Raw genomic sequence first — 15,970 nt, 5'->3', positions numbered from 1 at the left:
TTAGCCGAGCAAACAATATCCCCGCCGCGCGCAAACGGTTCACGCGGCGCCCGCCACCCACATCCCCGCCCTCGGCGACGATCGAAGACTCCGGCATAACCGAAAAATCCGATATGTCCGTCACGAAGTGGCGGACATATCGGATAATCACCACCGCCAGTAGAGCCCAGGCGCCGCCGCGCGCGACATCATCGGCACGCACCCGCTGGACTCGCCCGGATCGCCTGCCCGGGGGCCGAAGGGCCACACGGGCCGACGCGCCGCCTGACGGAGCAAGCCGCCACTCGAACAGCGACCACCAGAGAACGGCCGCCGCCCAGACCCGGGTCACCATCCTGGAGCGGGCCGCCGCGCGGGAGCAGGCGACCGCACGGAGCGCGCCGCCGACTCGAAGCAGGCGCCGCACGGAGCAGGCCGCCGACTCGAAGCGGGCGCCCGCGCGACGCCAACCGCCGAGAGGCGCCGCGCAGGAACGGGACGCCAACCGGCGGAGCGGGCGCCCCGCGGGAGCAGGGCGACAACCGGCGGAGCCGAGCCGAGCCGCGCGAAGCGGAGCCGAGCCGCGCGAAACGGAGCCGGAGCCGAGCCGCGCGAAACGGAGCCGAGAGGAGAGGCGGCGCGCGGAGCGGGCGGGGCGGGGTGTCGGGGGTTAGTGGCGGCCGGGCTCCGAGCGGCGCAAGGCGAGGCGGGCCAAGGCGATGAGCAGGACGATCTGGAACAGCAGGATCAGGACCGAGCGCCACCACGCGCCCGTGGTGTGCTCCCACAGGGAGTCCTTGAACGGGATCATCGACTGCAGGTCGACCGTCGAAGCGCCGGCGGCCAGGCCCCAGCGGGTTGGGAAGAGCCAGGAGATTTGCTCCAGGACCTTCTGGCCGCCCAGCTCGAAGAGGCCGCCGGACAGGACCAGCTGGGCCATCACCGCGACGACCAGGACCGGGGTGGTCTGCTCGGTGGTCTTCACCAGGGCGCTCACCAGCAGGCCGAAGGCCATCGCGGCCAGGGCGACCAGCGTCACCGGGATCGTGATCTCGACGAGCCAGTGCTTCGGGAAGATCAGGGGGTCCTTCGGGGGGTTTTTGCCGAGCAGCGCGAGCCAGGTGAACAGGGTCGTCTGGATGACGATGATCAAGGAGAAGACGAAGATCTTCGACGCCAGGTAGGCGCCGGCGGACAGGCCCACGGCGCGCTCGCGCTTGTAGATCGTGGACTCGTTCACCAGCTCGCGGATGGCGGCGGCCGTGCCCAGGAAGGAGGCGCCGACCGCCAGGACGACGAGCAGGCGCTGGGCCTCCAGGCTGTACTTCAGCACGCCCGGCGCCAGGCCGTTGTCGCCCGGCACGGTGCGGGTGAGCAGGGCCAGCGCCAGCGGCAGGCCGACCATGAAGACGCTCAGGCCGCGGTCGGCGCCGATCACCCAGAACATGCGCAGGCACAGGGTGAGGAACTGGCGGATCGGCGCCGCGGGGTGCAGCGCGCGGCTGCGCAGCGACGCCCCGCCCAGGCGGACCCGGGCCCGGCCGACCGCCGATCCGGGCTTCGCGGGCGACGAAGTCGGGGCGGACCCGGCGGCCGGCAGGTCGACCGTGGCCGGCGCGGGCCGCGCGGGCATCTCCTGCTCCGCCGTCGCCTCGCCCGGAGCGACGGGCGCGGCAGCCTGGCGCGGGACGACCGGGACGGACGCCGAGACGCGCTCGACCGCCTCCGGCTTCGGGGGCGGCGCCTCCGCGATCTGGTCGGTGACGTAGCGCGTGTAGTGCTCCGACGAGCGGTAACGCCGGACCCAGTGCTCCGCGTTGTTGGTGACCTCGCGGAAGACCTCCGCGTAGTCCTCGGCGCCGAAGAACTCCAGGACCTCGCCGGGCGGGCCGAAGTAGCCCATGCGGCCGCCGACCGTGAGGACCAGGACGCGGTCGGTGAGGTCGAGGTGCATCACGTTGTGGGTGACGACGGCGACCGTGCGGCCCTTGTCGGCGAGCTCGCGCAGCTCCTCCATGACCTCCTTGTCCAGGGCCGGGTCAAGGCCGGACGTGGGCTCGTCGAGGAAGAGCAGTGAGGGCTCGGTGAGCAGCTCCAGGGCGACCGAGACCCGTTTGCGCTGGCCGCCGGAGAGGCTGTCGATGCGCTGCTTGGCGCGCTCGGTGAGGTTGAGCGTCTTGAGGACGTCGGTGACGCGGGCGCGGCGCTCCTTGCGCGGGACGTCGTCGGCGAAGCGCAGGGCGGCGGCGAAGCGCAGGGCGCGGCGGACGGTGAGCTGGCGGTGCAGCACGTCGTCCTGCGGGACCATGCCGATGCGGTAGCGCAGCTCGGCGTAGTCGTGGTAGAGGTCGCGGCCGTCATAGCGGACCGTGCCCTGGGTGGCGGGGCGCAGGCCGGCGACGGCCTTGACGAGCGTGGACTTGCCGCAGCCGGACGGGCCGATGACGGCGAGCAGGCTGCCCTCGGCCAGGGCGAAGCTGACGTCGTCGAGCAGGACCGCGTCCTTGATCCGCACGGTGAGGTCGTCGGCGATGAGCGAGGACGGGCCAGCGTCCTCGAACTCGTGCAGCTTGGCGCCGTCGAAGATGAACTCGTGGCGGCCGATGGAGATGAGGTCGCCGGCCGCCATGTCCTGGCGGGTGACCTGCTTGCCGTTGTGGAACGTGCCGTTGCGGCTGCCCAGGTCGACGACCTCGAAGCCGCCGGTCGGGGTGCGGCGCAGCTCGGCGTGGTTGCGGGAGGCGCGCAGGTCGCCCAGGACGATGTCGTTGTCGTCGCCGCGGCCGAGGCGGATGCGGTCGGCGCCGACCTCGTGCTGGGTGGCCTCCCGCTGCTGCGGCGGCGAGGGCTGGACCGGGATCTGCTCGGTGATCGTGACGACCTTGAAGTGCACGGCCGGGCCCTCGACGCCGCCGAGGTGGACCTCGCCGCCGTCGGTCGCGGCGACGAACGCCGCCTTCTCCCCCGCGACGAACGTGCCGTTGCGGCTGTCGAGGTCGCGCAGGAACCAGCCGTCGTCGTTCCAGATCACCTCGGCGTGCCGCCGGGAGATCAGGTTGCCCTCGACCACCAGGTCGTTGGCGGCGTCGCGACCGATCGTCACCGTGTCGTCGGGCCGGACGATCGCCTTCTTGTCGCCGCTGGTCACCTCGAGCACGGTGAGCTCTCGGGTCACCGTCTGCTGATCGATGCTCGCCACGGCGCTCATCATGCCGTGGGGGTACGACAGAAAACAGCGGGGGTCATGTATCAGGAACGCGACTCGCCCCCTCCAGTACTACAGAACGCGTGAAGAGGAGGAGCACCCATGGCCCCGGACGCCCGCTCGGACGAGTGGCGCTCCCGCCGTGCCCGGCGCCTGGCCGGGCTGGCGTGGGTACGCCGCGAGGACCGGACGGACGGCACGCCGGTACGGTTCGTCGCCGACGAGCTGGTGGTGCTCGACGAGCACTTCGCCACGGCGCGCCAGGCGTTCGCGGAGCAGGGCTTCTCCGACCGGGACATCGAGGAGGAGGGGGATGTCCCGGCCGGGTTCCGGCGGGTCCGGCTGCCGGGCCTCGACGTCGCCCGCGCCGCTCGGCGCGTGCGGGTACAGGCGGAGGCGGCCGGCGATCCGCGGGTGGCCGCCGGGCCCAACCACGTGTTCGTGTCGACGCCGTTCGAGCACGCCGGCGCGTACGGGCCGCCACGCCCGGCGCCGCCCGGCACCCTGCCGGCGGCGGACGGATCCGGCGGCGTGGGCGTGCTGGTGCTCGACACCGGCATCTGGCTCAACGGCCCGCTGCCGAAGGACCGGTACGCCACCGAGGACTTCGAGCCGGACGTCGACGACGACGGGGTACGAGACGGCGAAGCGGGCCACGGGAACTTCGTCGCCGGGGTGATGCTGGGCCGGTCGCGGCGCGTACAGCCGAGAGTGGTGCGGGTCGTCGACCCGTTCGGGGTCTGCCGGGAGAGCGACCTGGTCGCGGCGCTCCGGCAGGCGGGGGACGAGCCGATCATCAGCCTCTCGCTGGGGGGATACACGCTCGACGACCGGCCTCCGGTCCTGCTCACGGCGGCCCTTACGGGGCTGTTCGGCAGCAGCGACCGGGTGGTCGTGGCGGCGGCCGGCAACGACGGGCAGCACGACCGGCCGTTCTGGCCGGCCGCGTACGCCGGGACGAGCGCGCCGTGGCGGCGGCGCATCGTCGCGGTCGCCGCCCACGACGGCCGGCGCATCTGCGACTGGAGCAACACCGGACCGTGGATCACGCTCGCGGCGCCGGGCGCGGATGTGCTGGGGCCGTACGTGTACCACGAGCAGTTCCCGGACGGCTGGGCACGCTGGAGCGGCACGTCCTTCGCCGCCCCGTTCGTGGCCGCGGCGATCGCCGACGCGCTGCCGGCGGTGGGGTCCGCCCGGCTCGCGGCGGAGGCGGTCGTCGGCGGGGCGACGCTGAAGTACGGCCGCTACGCGGGGGTGGCGTAGGCCATGCAACCCACCAGGGGGAGGGGGGTGACGGGGTGCGGCGCGCTGGTCGCCGCACCCCGGTGCCCGGGTGGCGCGATGCTAGTCTTCGGAGCCATGGCCGACCCCGAAAGTCCCGATGAGCACGCAAACGCGGCACTTCTGCGGGCGGCCGCGGCCGGCGACCAGCAGGCGTGGGAGTCCATTGTGGACAGGTACGCCAACCTCGTGTGGTCGGTGGCGCGCAGCTTCTCCCTCGGCCAGTCCGACGCCGCCGACGTGAGCCAGGCGACCTGGCTGCGCCTGGTCGAGCACGTCGACGACGTGCGCGACGCCGACAAGCTCGGCTCGTGGCTCGCCACGACCGCCCGGCGCGAGGCGATCGCGCTGCTGCGCAAGGGCGGGCGCGACGTCCCCGCGGGCTCGGCCGGCGACTTCGTCGGCCACCTCGGGGTGCAGATCGGCCTCGCCCCGGTCGAGGACGAGCCCGACGCGGGCATGCTGCGCGACGAGCGCGACGCCATGCTCTGGCAGGAGTTCCGCGCGCTGTCCGGCCAGTGCCAGCAGCTGCTGCGGGTGCTCATCGCCGATCCGCCGCCGAGCTACGCCGAGGTGTCGGCCGCGCTCGACGTGCCGATCGGCAGCATTGGACCGACGCGCAAGCGCTGCCTGGGCACGCTGCGCCGACGATTGGCGGCTTCGATATGACCCGCTGCTGCTGGGCAGGGCCGACCCGATGATCGGGGAGGAAGAGGTGCTGAGCTCATTGCGTGAGATCGCCGGTCGTCACGACCCGGTGCCGCCCAACGTCCTGGCCGCCGCCCGGGCGAGCCTGGCGTGGCGCGACCCGGACGCGGCGCTGGCCGAGCTGGTCCGCGACTCGCTGGACCGGCTCATCGCCGTGCGCGGCGGCACGCCCCGGGTGCTCACGTTCCTCGGCGGTGCGCTGACGATCGACGTCCAGGTGACCCCGCGGGCCGGCGCCGTCGACGTCGTCGGCGAGCTCGCGCCGGTGGTGCCGGCCAAGGTCGTGGTCGAGTCGCCGGGCGGGTCGCACGAGACGGCCGCCGACGACGAGGGGCGCTTCCGGGTCGATGGCGTGGCCGCCGGGCCGGTCCGGCTGCGCTGCGAACCCCTGGTCGAGGGGGCATTCGTGCCGCTGCGCACAGAATGGGTGCAATTGTAGGGATCGCCGTAGAACTCCTGGTCAGCCGCGGTACCGTGCGGAAAAGGTGCCGCGACGTTGCGAGGAGCCGGCCATGCCCATCGACCACGTGCAGATCGTGTCCATCCCCGTGACCGACCAGGACCGCGCCCGCGACTTCTACGTCAACGCGCTGGACTGGGTGCTGGTCAGCGACAACGACGAGGGCGACCGCCGCTGGGTCGAGGTCGCGCCCAAGCACGGCCAGACGTCCTTCACGCTCGTCACGTGGTTCGAGTCGATGCCCGCCGGCTCGCTGCGCGGCATCGTGCTGGACACCGACGACATTGAGAAGACCTACGCGGAGCTCGCCGAGCGCGGCATCATCTTCGACTCGCCGATCGAGGAGGGCCCGTTCTCGAGGATCACGAGCTTCTCCGACCCCGACGGCAACACGTTTGTGCTGCACCAGCTCTATCAGCCCCGGGTCCGGCCGGTAAGCTTCGCGCCGGCGAGGTCGTAGCGCAGAGGTCGTCGCGCCGGCGCATCAGGCTGGAGGACGTCGGTTCGATTCCGACCGGCCTCGTCGCGGTAGGCTGCGCGACCGGCGGGCCGTAGCGCAGAGGTCGTCGCGCGCGGACCCATACTCCGCGAGGACGCCGGTTCGATTCCGGCCGGTCCGCCCCTCTCGAGGCTGGTTACCATACTGCGGTGCCGCTGGACCCCGCCGACGTCGAGGCGTGCCTGCGCGTCCTCGCCGCCGTCGGCGACGCGGAGCCCGGCGACGAGCGGGCGCGGACGGTGCGGGCCGCGGTCGACCGGGCGTACAAACGGCAGAAAAAACAGCAGCGAACGGCCCGTCGCCGGGCGTCGAGCGAGCACGACCGACGCCTGCTGAGCGCGCCCGCGGCCGATGATCCGGATCTGGTACGCCAACGTCGCTGCTACGTCTGCAAGTCGCCCTATCGCGCGGTACCGCTGGACTACCCGCAGATGTGCGCGGGGTGCGCGGCCGGCAACGGCGCCCGGCGCACCGCCCGCTGCGACCTCACCGGCCGGCGGGCGCTCGTCACCGGCGGCCGCATCAAGATCGGCTTGCCGTTCCTGCTGACCGGGCGCCTGCGGCCGCTGCTGCGCGCCTCGCCGTTCCCCGACCGGTACGTCGTCAACGTCTCGGCGATGGAGGGCAGCTTCAGCCGCGAGCGCAAGACGCCCAACCACCCGCACACCAACATGGCCAAGGCCGGCCTGAACATGCTGACCCGGACCATCGCCGAGCAGTACGCGGCCGAGGGCATCCACGTGACCAGCGTCGACACCGGGTGGGTCACCGACGAGCGGCCGCAGCCGGCGCGCGACGGGCTGCGCGCGCGGGGCTTCCGGGTGCCCCTCGACGTCGTCGACGGCGCCGCGCGCGTCTACGACCCGATCGTGCGCGGCGTGCACGGCGACCGGGTGCACGGCGTCTTCCTCAAGGACTATCGGGTGGTGCATTGGTAGAGATCGCTTGTCCGGTGGTGGCGGCGCCCGCGGTACCGCCGGCGGATCTGACGCTCCTCGAGCCGCTGCTGGCGCGGCTGGACGACCCCGCGGGCGTGGCCGGCACCGAACGGTTCCCGCTGGGCACGCTGCAGCCCGACGGGCAGACCGGCCGGGCGGCGCTGCGGCGCCTCACGCTCGGCCCCGACGTGCCGCGGCGCGTCAGGCGGGCCCTCGCCGAGCTGCTGCCCGGCGGCGAGCCGCCCTTGGCCAGCGAGATCGTGAGTGTGTACCGGTGAGTGCCCTCGTCCCGCCGGCCGCCCTCGGGGCGTGGCGGCGGGTCCGGCGCCACGCCGTGCCGCCGGCCATGATCGCGGCGGCCACCGAGGCCCGCTTGGCCGGCGGCTGGCGGGCCGCCTGCGCCGAGGCCGGCGTGCGGATCGAGGCGAGCCCGGCGCAGCTGGCGCGGTTCGCCGACGATCTGCAGTTCCTGGCGCCCGACCTCGTGCGCTGGCACCTGCCCCGCAACGTGGCCCGCGGTGACACGACGCTCTCGCCCCGGCGCCGCGTCGTGCTGGTGCAGCGCGGTGACGCCGCCCTGGTGATGCAGACGCCGCGGGTCGGGCCGGGCCCGCAGCTGCTGACGCTGGTCGTGCTCGACTCGCTCGACGACGGGCGCTTCGCCGTCGAGGACTGGACCCACCGGCGGTACCTCTGGGACGCCCGGCGCACCGGCGAGCTCGCCGGCGCCGTGAGCGGGCCGCGCGCGCTGGAGATGCTGCGGCTGCAGGACGCCGGCCGGGTCCTGGAGGCGTGGGCCGCGGCGGGCGTGGAGATCCCGCCGCCGAGCGAGGAGGCCGGCGACCGGCACGCGTTGTTCCGCAACCGGCAGCTCCTCTTCTCCTTCGTCCGGCTGGACGCCGACCCGTCGTGCCTGCTGGCCGCCGCGCGGGAGCGGGGCGGGCCGACGGCGTCGTTCGACGTCTCCCACTACGGCGAGCTGCGGGTGCACGACCTGCAGACCGACCGGCCGTTCGGCGAGTGGACGAAGGCGATGGGCTACAACGGGTCGCGGCCGCCGGACCGGGTGCCGGTCGCGGAGTACCTGCGCCCGATCGACCTGCACCTGCTGCGCTTCGGCGTCCTCTCCCCCGCGCAGCTGCATCCGCTGGTCGGGCCGGTGCTGGCGCCGTTCTGGAGCGGATCGTCGTACGCCGGCGCGGACCCGTGGGACGGCCCGGTGCGGGTGCGGTGCCGCGGCGAGTGGCACGAGCTCGGCTGGTCCGGCGGCCGCCTGACCGTGCCCCACTCCGACGACGAGCGGCGGCGCGAGGAGACGCTGCTGGCGCTCGGCGGGCAGCTGCAGGGCTGCTTCGCCGCCGCGCAGGCCTGGCGGGACCGCTCGGCGCGGCTGCCCCGGCGCCTGGAGGAGCAGCGCCGCGACCTGATGCTGCGGGCCCAGCACGGCGACCTGGCCGGCGTACTGCGGCTGCTCGACGCCGGGGTCGACCCCCTGGCCCGGGATCCGCACGGGCGTACCCTGCTGCATTTCCTGCCGGAGCTGCTTTCCCGGCTGCTCGCGGCCGGCCTGGACGTCGACGCCCGCGACCGGCGGGGCCGCACCGCGCTCCACACCGCCATACACGGCAACGCTTCCGTGGCCCTGGTGCGGTCGCTGATCGATGCGGGCGCGCGCACCGACGTCGCGGACGACATCGGCGACACCCTGGTCGACGACTACCGCCGTCACCGCCCCGATCTGGCCTTGCTCGATCCGCTCAGGCCCTGACGTTTTTTGTCAGACCCCGCGGCTACTCTCGGCGGCATGACGGAGGCATTGACCTTGCTGGCCGCGGCCGACGAGCTGCTCGCGGCGACCCGCGCGACCCGGGTCGAGCGGCGCGACAACGTGCAGCTCGAGGCCCTCGCCCTGGCCGTGTCGGCCAACCTGCCGGTGCTGCTGTGGGGCGAGCCCGGCATCGGCAAGTCGGCGGCGCTGCAGCAGCTGGCCGACCGCCTCGAAGTGCCGATGGAGACCGTCATCGCGAGCATCCACGAGCCCTCCGACTTCGCCGGCCTGCCCGTCGTCGGCGACGACCCCGCCACCCAGGGCGTGCCGATGGCCCCGCCGGACTGGGCGATCCGCCTGACCCGCCAGGGCGTCGGCCTCATCTTCTTCGACGAGCTGTCCTCGGCCCCGCCCGCCGTGCAGGCGGCCCTGCTGCGGGTCGTGCTCGAGCGCCGCGTCGGCAGCCTCGAGCTTCCGCCCGGCGTCCGCGTCGTGGCCGCCGCCAACCCCCCGGCGAGCGCCGCCGACGGCTGGCACCTGAGCCCGCCCCTGGCCAACCGCTTCGTGCACCTGCACTGGACCCACGACCCGGCGGTGGTCGCCCGCGGCCTCGCCGGCACCTGGCCGACGGCGGACATCCCGCGCATCGACCCGCGCCGCGCCGGCTCCGCGCTCGCCCGCGCCCGCGGCACCCTGTCCGGCTTCCTCACGGCCCGCCCCGGCCTCACCCACCACCTCCCGTCCGACGCCGAGTCCCGCGGCGGCGCCTGGCCCTCCCCCCGCACCTGGGAGATGGCCCTGCGCCTGCTCACGTTCGCCCTGGCCAGCGACGCGTCCCGCGAGGCCCTGTCGACGGCCGTCATCGGCGCCATCGGCGACGGCGCCGGCCTGGAGCTCATCAACTACCTCGACGAGCTCGACCTGCCCGACCCCAACCGCGTGCTGGCCAACCCGGAGGCGTTCGCGCTGCCGGAGCGCGGGGACCGCCAGCTCGCCTTCCTCACGGCGGTGGTCTCGGCCGTGCAGTCGGACACGACCCGCCCTCGCTGGGAGGCCGCCTGGACCGTGCTCGCCAAGGCGGTCGAGGCGGGCGTGCCGGACGTGGCGGCGCGGGCGGCGGCCGACCTGGCGGCCATGCGGGAGAAGACCTGGCCGGTGCCGCCCACGGTCGACGCGTTCGTCGACATTCTCCGGCTGTCGGGCGCGATGCGATGACCGCGACCGACCGCCCGCCCGGACCGGCCCTCGCGCGGGGCCCGGCGGCTCGCGAGCTCGATCGGACCCGGCTGCTGGCGGCGCGCTACCGGGCGGCGACGGCGCGGCCCTACCTGGCCTCGGCGCTCTATGCGCTGTCCGTCGTGCCGTCCTGGCACCTCGGCAGCATGGGCGTCGACCGGCACTGGCGCCTCTACGTCAACCCGGACTTCGTTTCGGCGCACCCCGTCGAGGAGCTCGCCGGGGTCTGGATCCACGAGGTCGCGCACCTGCTGCGCGACCACCACGGCCGGGCCGACCGGCTGACGCACGCCGACCGCTCGGATCACTACCGGGTCAATCTCGCCCAGGACTGCGAGATCAACGACGACCTGGTCGCGGATCGGCTCACGCTGCCGGCCAGCCGGGTCGAGCCGAAGACGTTCGGGCTGCCGGCGGGGCGGTTGTTCGAGGAGTATCTGCAGGGCATTCCCCCCACGGCCGCGATGCACGTCCAGTGCGGCTCCGGCGCCCACGGGGTGCCGGTGCCGGGCGAGCTCGCGGGCGGCGGCGCACCGGAGGTGAGCCCGATCGAGGCGGACGCCATCCGGCGGTCGACGGCGGACGCGATCCGGGCGCACGCGCGCTCGCGCGGCGACGTGCCGGCCGGCTGGCAGCGCTGGGCGGACCAGATCGCCGAGCCGGTCGTCGACTGGCGCCGCCTGCTCACCGGCGCGCTGCGACAGGCGGTCGTGTGGGCCAGCGGTGCGGTCGACTACACCTACGCCCGCCCGGGCCGCCGCGGCGCCGCCCTCCCCCGCGTGGTGCTTCCGAGCCTGCGCCGTCCACTGCCGCGCGTCGCGATCGTCGTCGACACCTCGGGCTCGATGGGCACCGAGGAGCTGGGCGCCGCGCTGGCCGAGGTGACCGGCGTGCTGCGCGCGGTCGGCATCCGCGGCAACCGGGTGACGGTGCTGGCCTGCGACGCCGACGTGCACGCCGTCACCCGCGTCACGACCGCCGACCAGGTCCAGCTGAGCGGGGGCGGCGGCACCGACATGCGCGTCGGCATCGCGCGCGCCCGCGCGGCCGCCGAGCCGCCGAACATCATCGTCGTCCTCACCGACGGCCTGACCCCGTGGCCGGAAGAGCCGACCGGCTGCCGGCTGATCGCGGGGCTGGTGGGCGAGCGGCCGCCGCTTCCGCCGGCTTGGATCGAGGCCGTCCACATCACCGACACGCCCAACCCCACCAGCCGCGGCCGGTAGCGCCTGCCCTTCCGTTGAAGCCCGCCCCCGCCCGGTGCCGGCCGACGCACCGGCACCGCACCGTTGGCGCCGCGCGACAGGCACCGCCACGCCCGGTGCCGGCCGACGGGCCGGCACCGGCACGACCACGCCGTTCGCGCCGCGCGACAAGCACCGACCCGCCGTGCCGCAAGCACCGCCACGGCCGATGCCAGCCGACGCACCGGCACCGGCACGACCACGCCGTTCGCGCCGTTCGACAAGCACCGACCCGCCGAGCTGCAAGCGCCGCACCGCCCGGTGCCGGACAACGGGTCGCACCGGGACGACCGCGCCGTTCGCGCCGCGAGACAGGCACCGCCATGCCGCGCCATGCGACAAGCGCACCTGCCGCGCGGAGGGGGGCCCGGGTGGAGGGGAGCTCGCCGGCAGCACAGACGACTTTTGGCGACTGTCCGGGGCGCGGTGGGGTGCCTAGCGTGAGAGGCATGGCGGATCACGTGCTTGGGCTTTCGCGCTCCGATCGGGTGGTTGTCCTCGGCGGGTTTCCGCTCCTGGGCGGGCTGATCGGATGGGCGCTGCCGGCGGTCGCGCGGTGGGTGCTGCAGCTGCGGTGGGCGCCGTTCGGGGGGCCGCTTCGGTTGGTCGAGCGGCTCGACGGCGGCTGGGGGCTGGCGGGTGCGGTCGCGTGTGGGGCGTTGCTGGGGGCCGCGATCGGGTTCATCGCGGTGCACGAGGCCCTGCGGGTGATCGTCGGCGACGAAGGGCTGGTGGTGGAGAAGGGGGACTCCCGGCGTACCGTGGCGAAGAGCGATGTCGATGCCGTCTTCGTGGAAGGGCGGCAGCTCGTGGTGCTTGACCGGGAGTCACGGCAGGTGGTGCGGGATCGGCTCGAGAACGCCGAGCGGCCGCGGGTTCGCAAAGCTTTCGCGGCGCACGGGTATCCGTGGGTGGATGAGGATCCGTACGACGGGCTGTTTCGGCGGTGGGTGCCCGACCTGCCGGACCTGCCGGGGTCCGTCAATGCGCTGCTCGCGGCGCGGGCGAAGGCGCTGGAAGGGGGCGGCGGCGCCGACGCGGCGGAGCTGCGGGACGAGGTGCAGAAGCTCGGGTACACGGTGCGCGACGGCGACAAGGTGCAGTACTGGCGGCCGTTGGTGAAGCCGTGAGGCGGGTGCGCAACCTCGCCGTCGATGTTGCGGGCACGGTCATCAGCGTGCTCGTGGCGCTGATGGCGGCGGCCGCGGCGCTCGACAGCGGGATCATCTCCGACGAGCGGCTGCTCGTGTCGGTCGCCGTCGCCGTGCCGGCGTTCGTGTTGCTGTGGTGGCGGCGGAGGTACCCCGTCGCGGTGGCGCTGCTGATGCTGGTTCCGGTGGCGATCACCGACCTGGCGGGCGGGGCGGCGGCCATCGCCGTGTTCACCGTGGCCGTGCACCGGCCGCTGCGCACGGCGCTGTGGGTGGCGGCGGCGCACGTCGTGGTGCAGATTCCGTTCAGCGTGCGGTACCCCGATCCCGACCTGCAGGTCGTCGGGGCGACCGGGCTGGGGCTCGCGCTGATGGCGATCGTGGTGGGGTGGGGCAGCGCGGTGCGCGCGCGGCGGGAGCTCATCGCCTCGCTGCGGGAGCGGGCCGTGCGGGCCGAGGAGGATGGACGGCAGCGGGCCGAGGTGCTGCGCGGGCTCGAGCGGCAGCGGATCGCGCGGGAGATGCACGACGTGCTCGCGCACCGGATCTCGCTGATCAGCCTGCACGCGGGGGCGCTGGAGATCCGGGGTGACCTCAGCCGGGCGCAGGTGGCGGCGGCGGGCGCGACGATCCGGGCCAGCGCGCACCAGGCGATGGAGGAACTGCGGGAGATTCTGGGTGTACTGCGAACCAGCGCGGACGACGACCTGCGACCGCGGCAGGATCTCGCGGACCTCGGCGAGCTGGTGGACGAGGCGCGCGGGGCGGGGACGGCGGTGCGGCTGGACAACGGGGTCGAGGAGCCCGCGACGCTCGCGCCGGCGGTGAACCGGACGGCGTTCCGGCTGGTGCAGGAGGGGCTGACCAACGCGCGCAAGCACGCGCCGGGGCTGGAGGTGTCGGTGGTGATGCGGCGGTGCGAGGAGGAGCCGGACCGGCTGTACGTGCGGCTGAGCAATCCGCTGCCGTCGGGGCCGGTGGCGGCGGGGCTGCCGGGGTCGCGCTCGGGGCTCGTCGGGCTGGCCGAGCGCGTGGCGCTGGCCGGCGGGCGGATGCGGCACGGACCCCGGCGTACCGCTGAAGGAACACGCTTCACGCTGGAGGCCTGGCTGCCGTGGGAGCGGTGATCCGGGTCGTCGTCGCCGACGACGACGCGCTGGTGCGGGCCGGGCTGAGCATGGTGCTCGGCGGGGATCCCGACATCGAGATCGTGGGCGAGGCGGCCGACGGGGCCCAGGCGGTGCGCATGGTGCGGGCCGAGCGGCCCGACGTGGTACTGCTGGACATCCGCATGCCGCGCCTGGACGGACTCGCCGCGCTCGAGCGGCTGCAGGCCGACAACGCGCGGGTCATCGTGCTCACGACGTTCGACAGCGACGAGCACGTGCTGCGCGCGCTGCGGCTGGGGGCACACGGGTTCCTGCTCAAGGACACGCCGCCGCTGGCGATCCTGGATGCGGTACGCCGGGTGGCCACCGGCGAGCAGACCCTCTCCCCCTCGGTGGTCCGGCAGCTCATCGCGCACGTCGCCGGCGAGGACCGCGGCGAGGCGGCCCGGCGCACGCTCGCCGTGCTGACGCCGCGGGAGCGCGACGTCGCCGACGCCGTGGCCGAGGGGCGCTCCAACGCGGAGATCAGCGCGGCCGTACACATGAGCGTGGCGACCGTGAAGACGTACGTGTCGCGGATCCTGGGCAAGCTCGGGTGCACCAACCGGGTGCAGGTCGCGATCCTCGTGCACGAGTCGCGGCAGGCCTGAGCTACATCCAGCCGGCGATCCCGTCGAGGACCGCCTGGAGGCCGCGCTCGAACTGGGCCGCGACGCCGGCCGGGTCGGTGGGCGGGCCGGCGACGTCGGCGTCGCGCGGGTCGCGGCCGCCGAGCAGGTCCGCCGCGTTCGGGAACCGGCCGGTGGCGAGCTGCTGCATGCCGTACGCGATGAGGGCCTCGACGTCCGCGCGCTCGGTCTCGGCGCCGCCGCGCGCATCGGCCGCGCGCAGGGCGCTGCCGAACACGTAGGCGTCGACGGTGGCGAGGACGTCGAAGCGGGCGGCGACGCTCAGGCCGGTGCCGGAGAGCGCGGCCAGGCTCTGTTCGAAGTGGTACATCGCGTTCGGGCCGAGCGCCGGGCCCTGCCGCAGCGAGATGGCCCACGGATGGCGGGTCAGGACCGCCCACGTCCGCCGGGCGATCACCGCCGTCGCCTCGCGCCAGCCGGCGGGCAGCTCGCCGTCGGGGACCACGGCCTCGGCCATGAGGGCGTCGTCCATGAGGGCGAACAGCTCGTCCTTCGTCTCCACGTAGTTGTACAGCGTCATCGTCCCGGCGCCGAGCCGCGCGGCCACGTTGCGCATCGAGACGGCCTCGATCCCGTCGGCGTCGGCGATCTCGAGCGCCGCGGCGGCGATGCGCTCACGGCTGAAGCGGGGCGCCCGGGCGCTCGGCTCCGGGCGCGCCCAGATCGGCGGTCGGGGCGCGTCCGTCGGCATCTCCGTAGTCTGCCGCACTCGGCCGGCTACCGGTGATAGCGGTCCGCGATGAACCCGGGCGAGGGCGCGGGCGCCGAGGCGGGCTTGGGCAGCGCCGCGGCGGTGTGCGCGCCGAAGCCGCGGCCGAGCGTGCGGACCTGCTCCTCCATGAGTGGCACGCTGCGGCGGGCCTGCGAGGCCACCGCGGCCTGGGCCGGGCGGCTGTTGAGGAAGGTCCTCAGCCAGTACACCATCATGACGCTGCGGGGCACGAACACCTTGCGGCGGCGGCGCTCCAGCGCGTCGACGAACGCCGCGGCGCAGCGGTCGACGGAGGTCGTCGAGCCCAGCGGCGGCGGCAGGCGGTGCAGCGTGTCCTTGAACGCCGGCAGGTCGTCCTTGGCGTCGCGGACGAGGTCGGTGTCGATCCACGACGGGTGCGCGATGCCGACGTCGACGCCGTGGTGGGCGACCTCGAGGCGCAGGGCGTTGCCGAAGTGCTCGACGCCGGCCTTCGACGCGCAGTACGGCGCCATGCCCGGCAGCGCCGCGAAGGACGCGGCCGAGGCGACGATGAGCAGGTACCCGCGGGCGGTGATGAGGTGCGGCAGGCACGCGGCGGCGGTGCGCATGACCCCGATGAGGTTCACCTCGACGGTGCGGACCAGCGCCTCGACGTCGCCGGTGGCGATCGTCCCGCGGCTGGCGACGCCCGCGTTGGCCACGACGGCATCGATGCGGCCATAGGCCTCGAGCACGCCTTCAACCGCGGCCGCCATACTGGCCTGGTCGGTCACGTCGGCCGCGAACCGGACGGCCCCGATCTCGTCGGCGAGATCGCGCAGCCGCTCGGGCTCGAGGCCGACGAGGGCGAGCCTGGCACCGCGGGCGGCGGCGTGGCGGGCCGTGTGCTCGCCGATGCCGCGTGCGGCCCCCGTGATAAGCACCACCTGACCGGACAAGCTTCGCCTCATCGGGGCCTCCCATCGGCGGTACCGTTCAGTACCAGGCAAACTAACACCCGTAGACA

At 74.3% G+C, this 15,970-nt stretch carries 15 protein-coding genes and 2 tRNA genes; 14 read left to right on the top strand and 3 right to left on the bottom strand.

Annotation, left to right across the window (positions count from 1 at the left end; all coding sequences use genetic code 11):
- Positions 1 to 649: 649 nt before the first annotated feature.
- A complete protein-coding gene (locus tag ACQEVU_RS04730) occupies positions 650 to 3,178 on the bottom strand; it encodes an ATP-binding cassette domain-containing protein (protein ID WP_433321057.1) in 2,529 nt (842 codons plus the stop codon).
- A 108-nt stretch (positions 3,179 to 3,286) separates the two neighbouring features.
- Here ACQEVU_RS04730 and ACQEVU_RS04725 point away from each other — a divergent pair, with 108 nt between their 5' ends.
- From ACQEVU_RS04725 to ACQEVU_RS04660, 14 genes are all read left to right on the top strand, one after another.
- A complete protein-coding gene (locus ACQEVU_RS04725) occupies positions 3,287 to 4,450 on the top strand; it encodes a S8 family peptidase (protein WP_433321054.1) in 1,164 nt (387 codons plus the stop codon).
- 96 nt (positions 4,451 to 4,546) lie between these two features.
- On the top strand, positions 4,547 to 5,137 hold the full coding sequence (locus tag ACQEVU_RS04720; RefSeq protein ID WP_433321051.1) for an RNA polymerase sigma factor: 591 nt from the start codon (positions 4,547 to 4,549) through the stop codon (positions 5,135 to 5,137).
- 28 nt (positions 5,138 to 5,165) lie between these two features.
- Positions 5,166 to 5,615 (top strand): hypothetical protein, encoded by a 450-nt coding sequence (locus ACQEVU_RS04715; RefSeq protein ID WP_433321048.1) that lies wholly within the window; start codon positions 5,166 to 5,168, stop codon positions 5,613 to 5,615.
- A gap of 73 nt (positions 5,616 to 5,688) precedes the next feature.
- Positions 5,689 to 6,096, top strand: coding sequence for a VOC family protein (locus ACQEVU_RS04710; protein WP_433321045.1), 408 nt, complete (start codon positions 5,689 to 5,691; stop codon positions 6,094 to 6,096).
- Positions 6,087 to 6,159: transfer RNA gene (locus ACQEVU_RS04705), tRNA-Asp, on the top strand. Before ACQEVU_RS04710 ends, ACQEVU_RS04705 begins: the two co-directional genes overlap by 10 nt.
- Before the next feature lie 22 nt (positions 6,160 to 6,181).
- Positions 6,182 to 6,256: transfer RNA gene (locus ACQEVU_RS04700), tRNA-Met, on the top strand.
- A 28-nt stretch (positions 6,257 to 6,284) separates the two neighbouring features.
- A complete protein-coding gene (locus ACQEVU_RS04695; protein WP_433321042.1) occupies positions 6,285 to 7,073 on the top strand; it encodes an SDR family oxidoreductase in 789 nt (262 codons plus the stop codon).
- Between the two features lie 14 nt (positions 7,074 to 7,087).
- Positions 7,088 to 7,351 (top strand): hypothetical protein, encoded by a 264-nt coding sequence (locus tag ACQEVU_RS04690; RefSeq protein ID WP_433321040.1) that lies wholly within the window; start codon positions 7,088 to 7,090, stop codon positions 7,349 to 7,351.
- Entirely contained in the window at positions 7,348 to 8,841 is a 1,494-nt protein-coding gene (locus tag ACQEVU_RS04685; protein ID WP_433321037.1) for an ankyrin repeat domain-containing protein, read from the top strand. The genes ACQEVU_RS04690 and ACQEVU_RS04685 overlap by 4 nt, the downstream gene beginning before the upstream one ends.
- Positions 8,842 to 8,877: 36 nt before the next feature.
- Complete coding sequence (locus ACQEVU_RS04680) at positions 8,878 to 10,056, top strand: AAA family ATPase (RefSeq protein ID WP_433321034.1); 1,179 nt, start codon at positions 8,878 to 8,880, stop codon at positions 10,054 to 10,056.
- Positions 10,053 to 11,303, top strand: coding sequence for a vWA domain-containing protein (locus ACQEVU_RS04675; protein ID WP_433321031.1), 1,251 nt, complete (start codon positions 10,053 to 10,055; stop codon positions 11,301 to 11,303). The genes ACQEVU_RS04680 and ACQEVU_RS04675 overlap by 4 nt, the downstream gene beginning before the upstream one ends.
- Before the next feature lie 467 nt (positions 11,304 to 11,770).
- Positions 11,771 to 12,451 (top strand): YqeB family protein, encoded by a 681-nt coding sequence (locus tag ACQEVU_RS04670; protein ID WP_433321028.1) that lies wholly within the window; start codon positions 11,771 to 11,773, stop codon positions 12,449 to 12,451.
- Positions 12,448 to 13,599, top strand: coding sequence for a histidine kinase (locus tag ACQEVU_RS04665; RefSeq protein ID WP_433321026.1), 1,152 nt, complete (start codon positions 12,448 to 12,450; stop codon positions 13,597 to 13,599). The genes ACQEVU_RS04670 and ACQEVU_RS04665 overlap by 4 nt, the downstream gene beginning before the upstream one ends.
- Positions 13,587 to 14,231, top strand: coding sequence for a response regulator (locus ACQEVU_RS04660; protein ID WP_433321023.1), 645 nt, complete (start codon positions 13,587 to 13,589; stop codon positions 14,229 to 14,231). The genes ACQEVU_RS04665 and ACQEVU_RS04660 overlap by 13 nt, the downstream gene beginning before the upstream one ends.
- A gap of 1 nt (position 14,232) precedes the next feature.
- Here ACQEVU_RS04660 and ACQEVU_RS04655 read toward each other — a convergent pair whose 3' ends face one another.
- Together ACQEVU_RS04655 and ACQEVU_RS04650 are read right to left on the bottom strand one after the other, a co-directional pair.
- Positions 14,233 to 14,961 (bottom strand): TetR/AcrR family transcriptional regulator C-terminal domain-containing protein, encoded by a 729-nt coding sequence (locus ACQEVU_RS04655; protein WP_433321020.1) that lies wholly within the window; start codon positions 14,959 to 14,961, stop codon positions 14,233 to 14,235.
- 26 nt (positions 14,962 to 14,987) lie between these two features.
- Positions 14,988 to 15,914 (bottom strand): SDR family oxidoreductase, encoded by a 927-nt coding sequence (locus ACQEVU_RS04650; protein WP_433321017.1) that lies wholly within the window; start codon positions 15,912 to 15,914, stop codon positions 14,988 to 14,990.
- Positions 15,915 to 15,970: the final 56 nt, after the last annotated feature.

It is taken from the genome of Dactylosporangium sp. CA-139066 (assembly GCF_050936175.1).
Classification (GTDB): Bacteria; Actinomycetota; Actinomycetes; order Mycobacteriales; family Micromonosporaceae; genus Dactylosporangium.
This window is presented reverse-complemented; position numbering and strand designations above follow the sequence as displayed.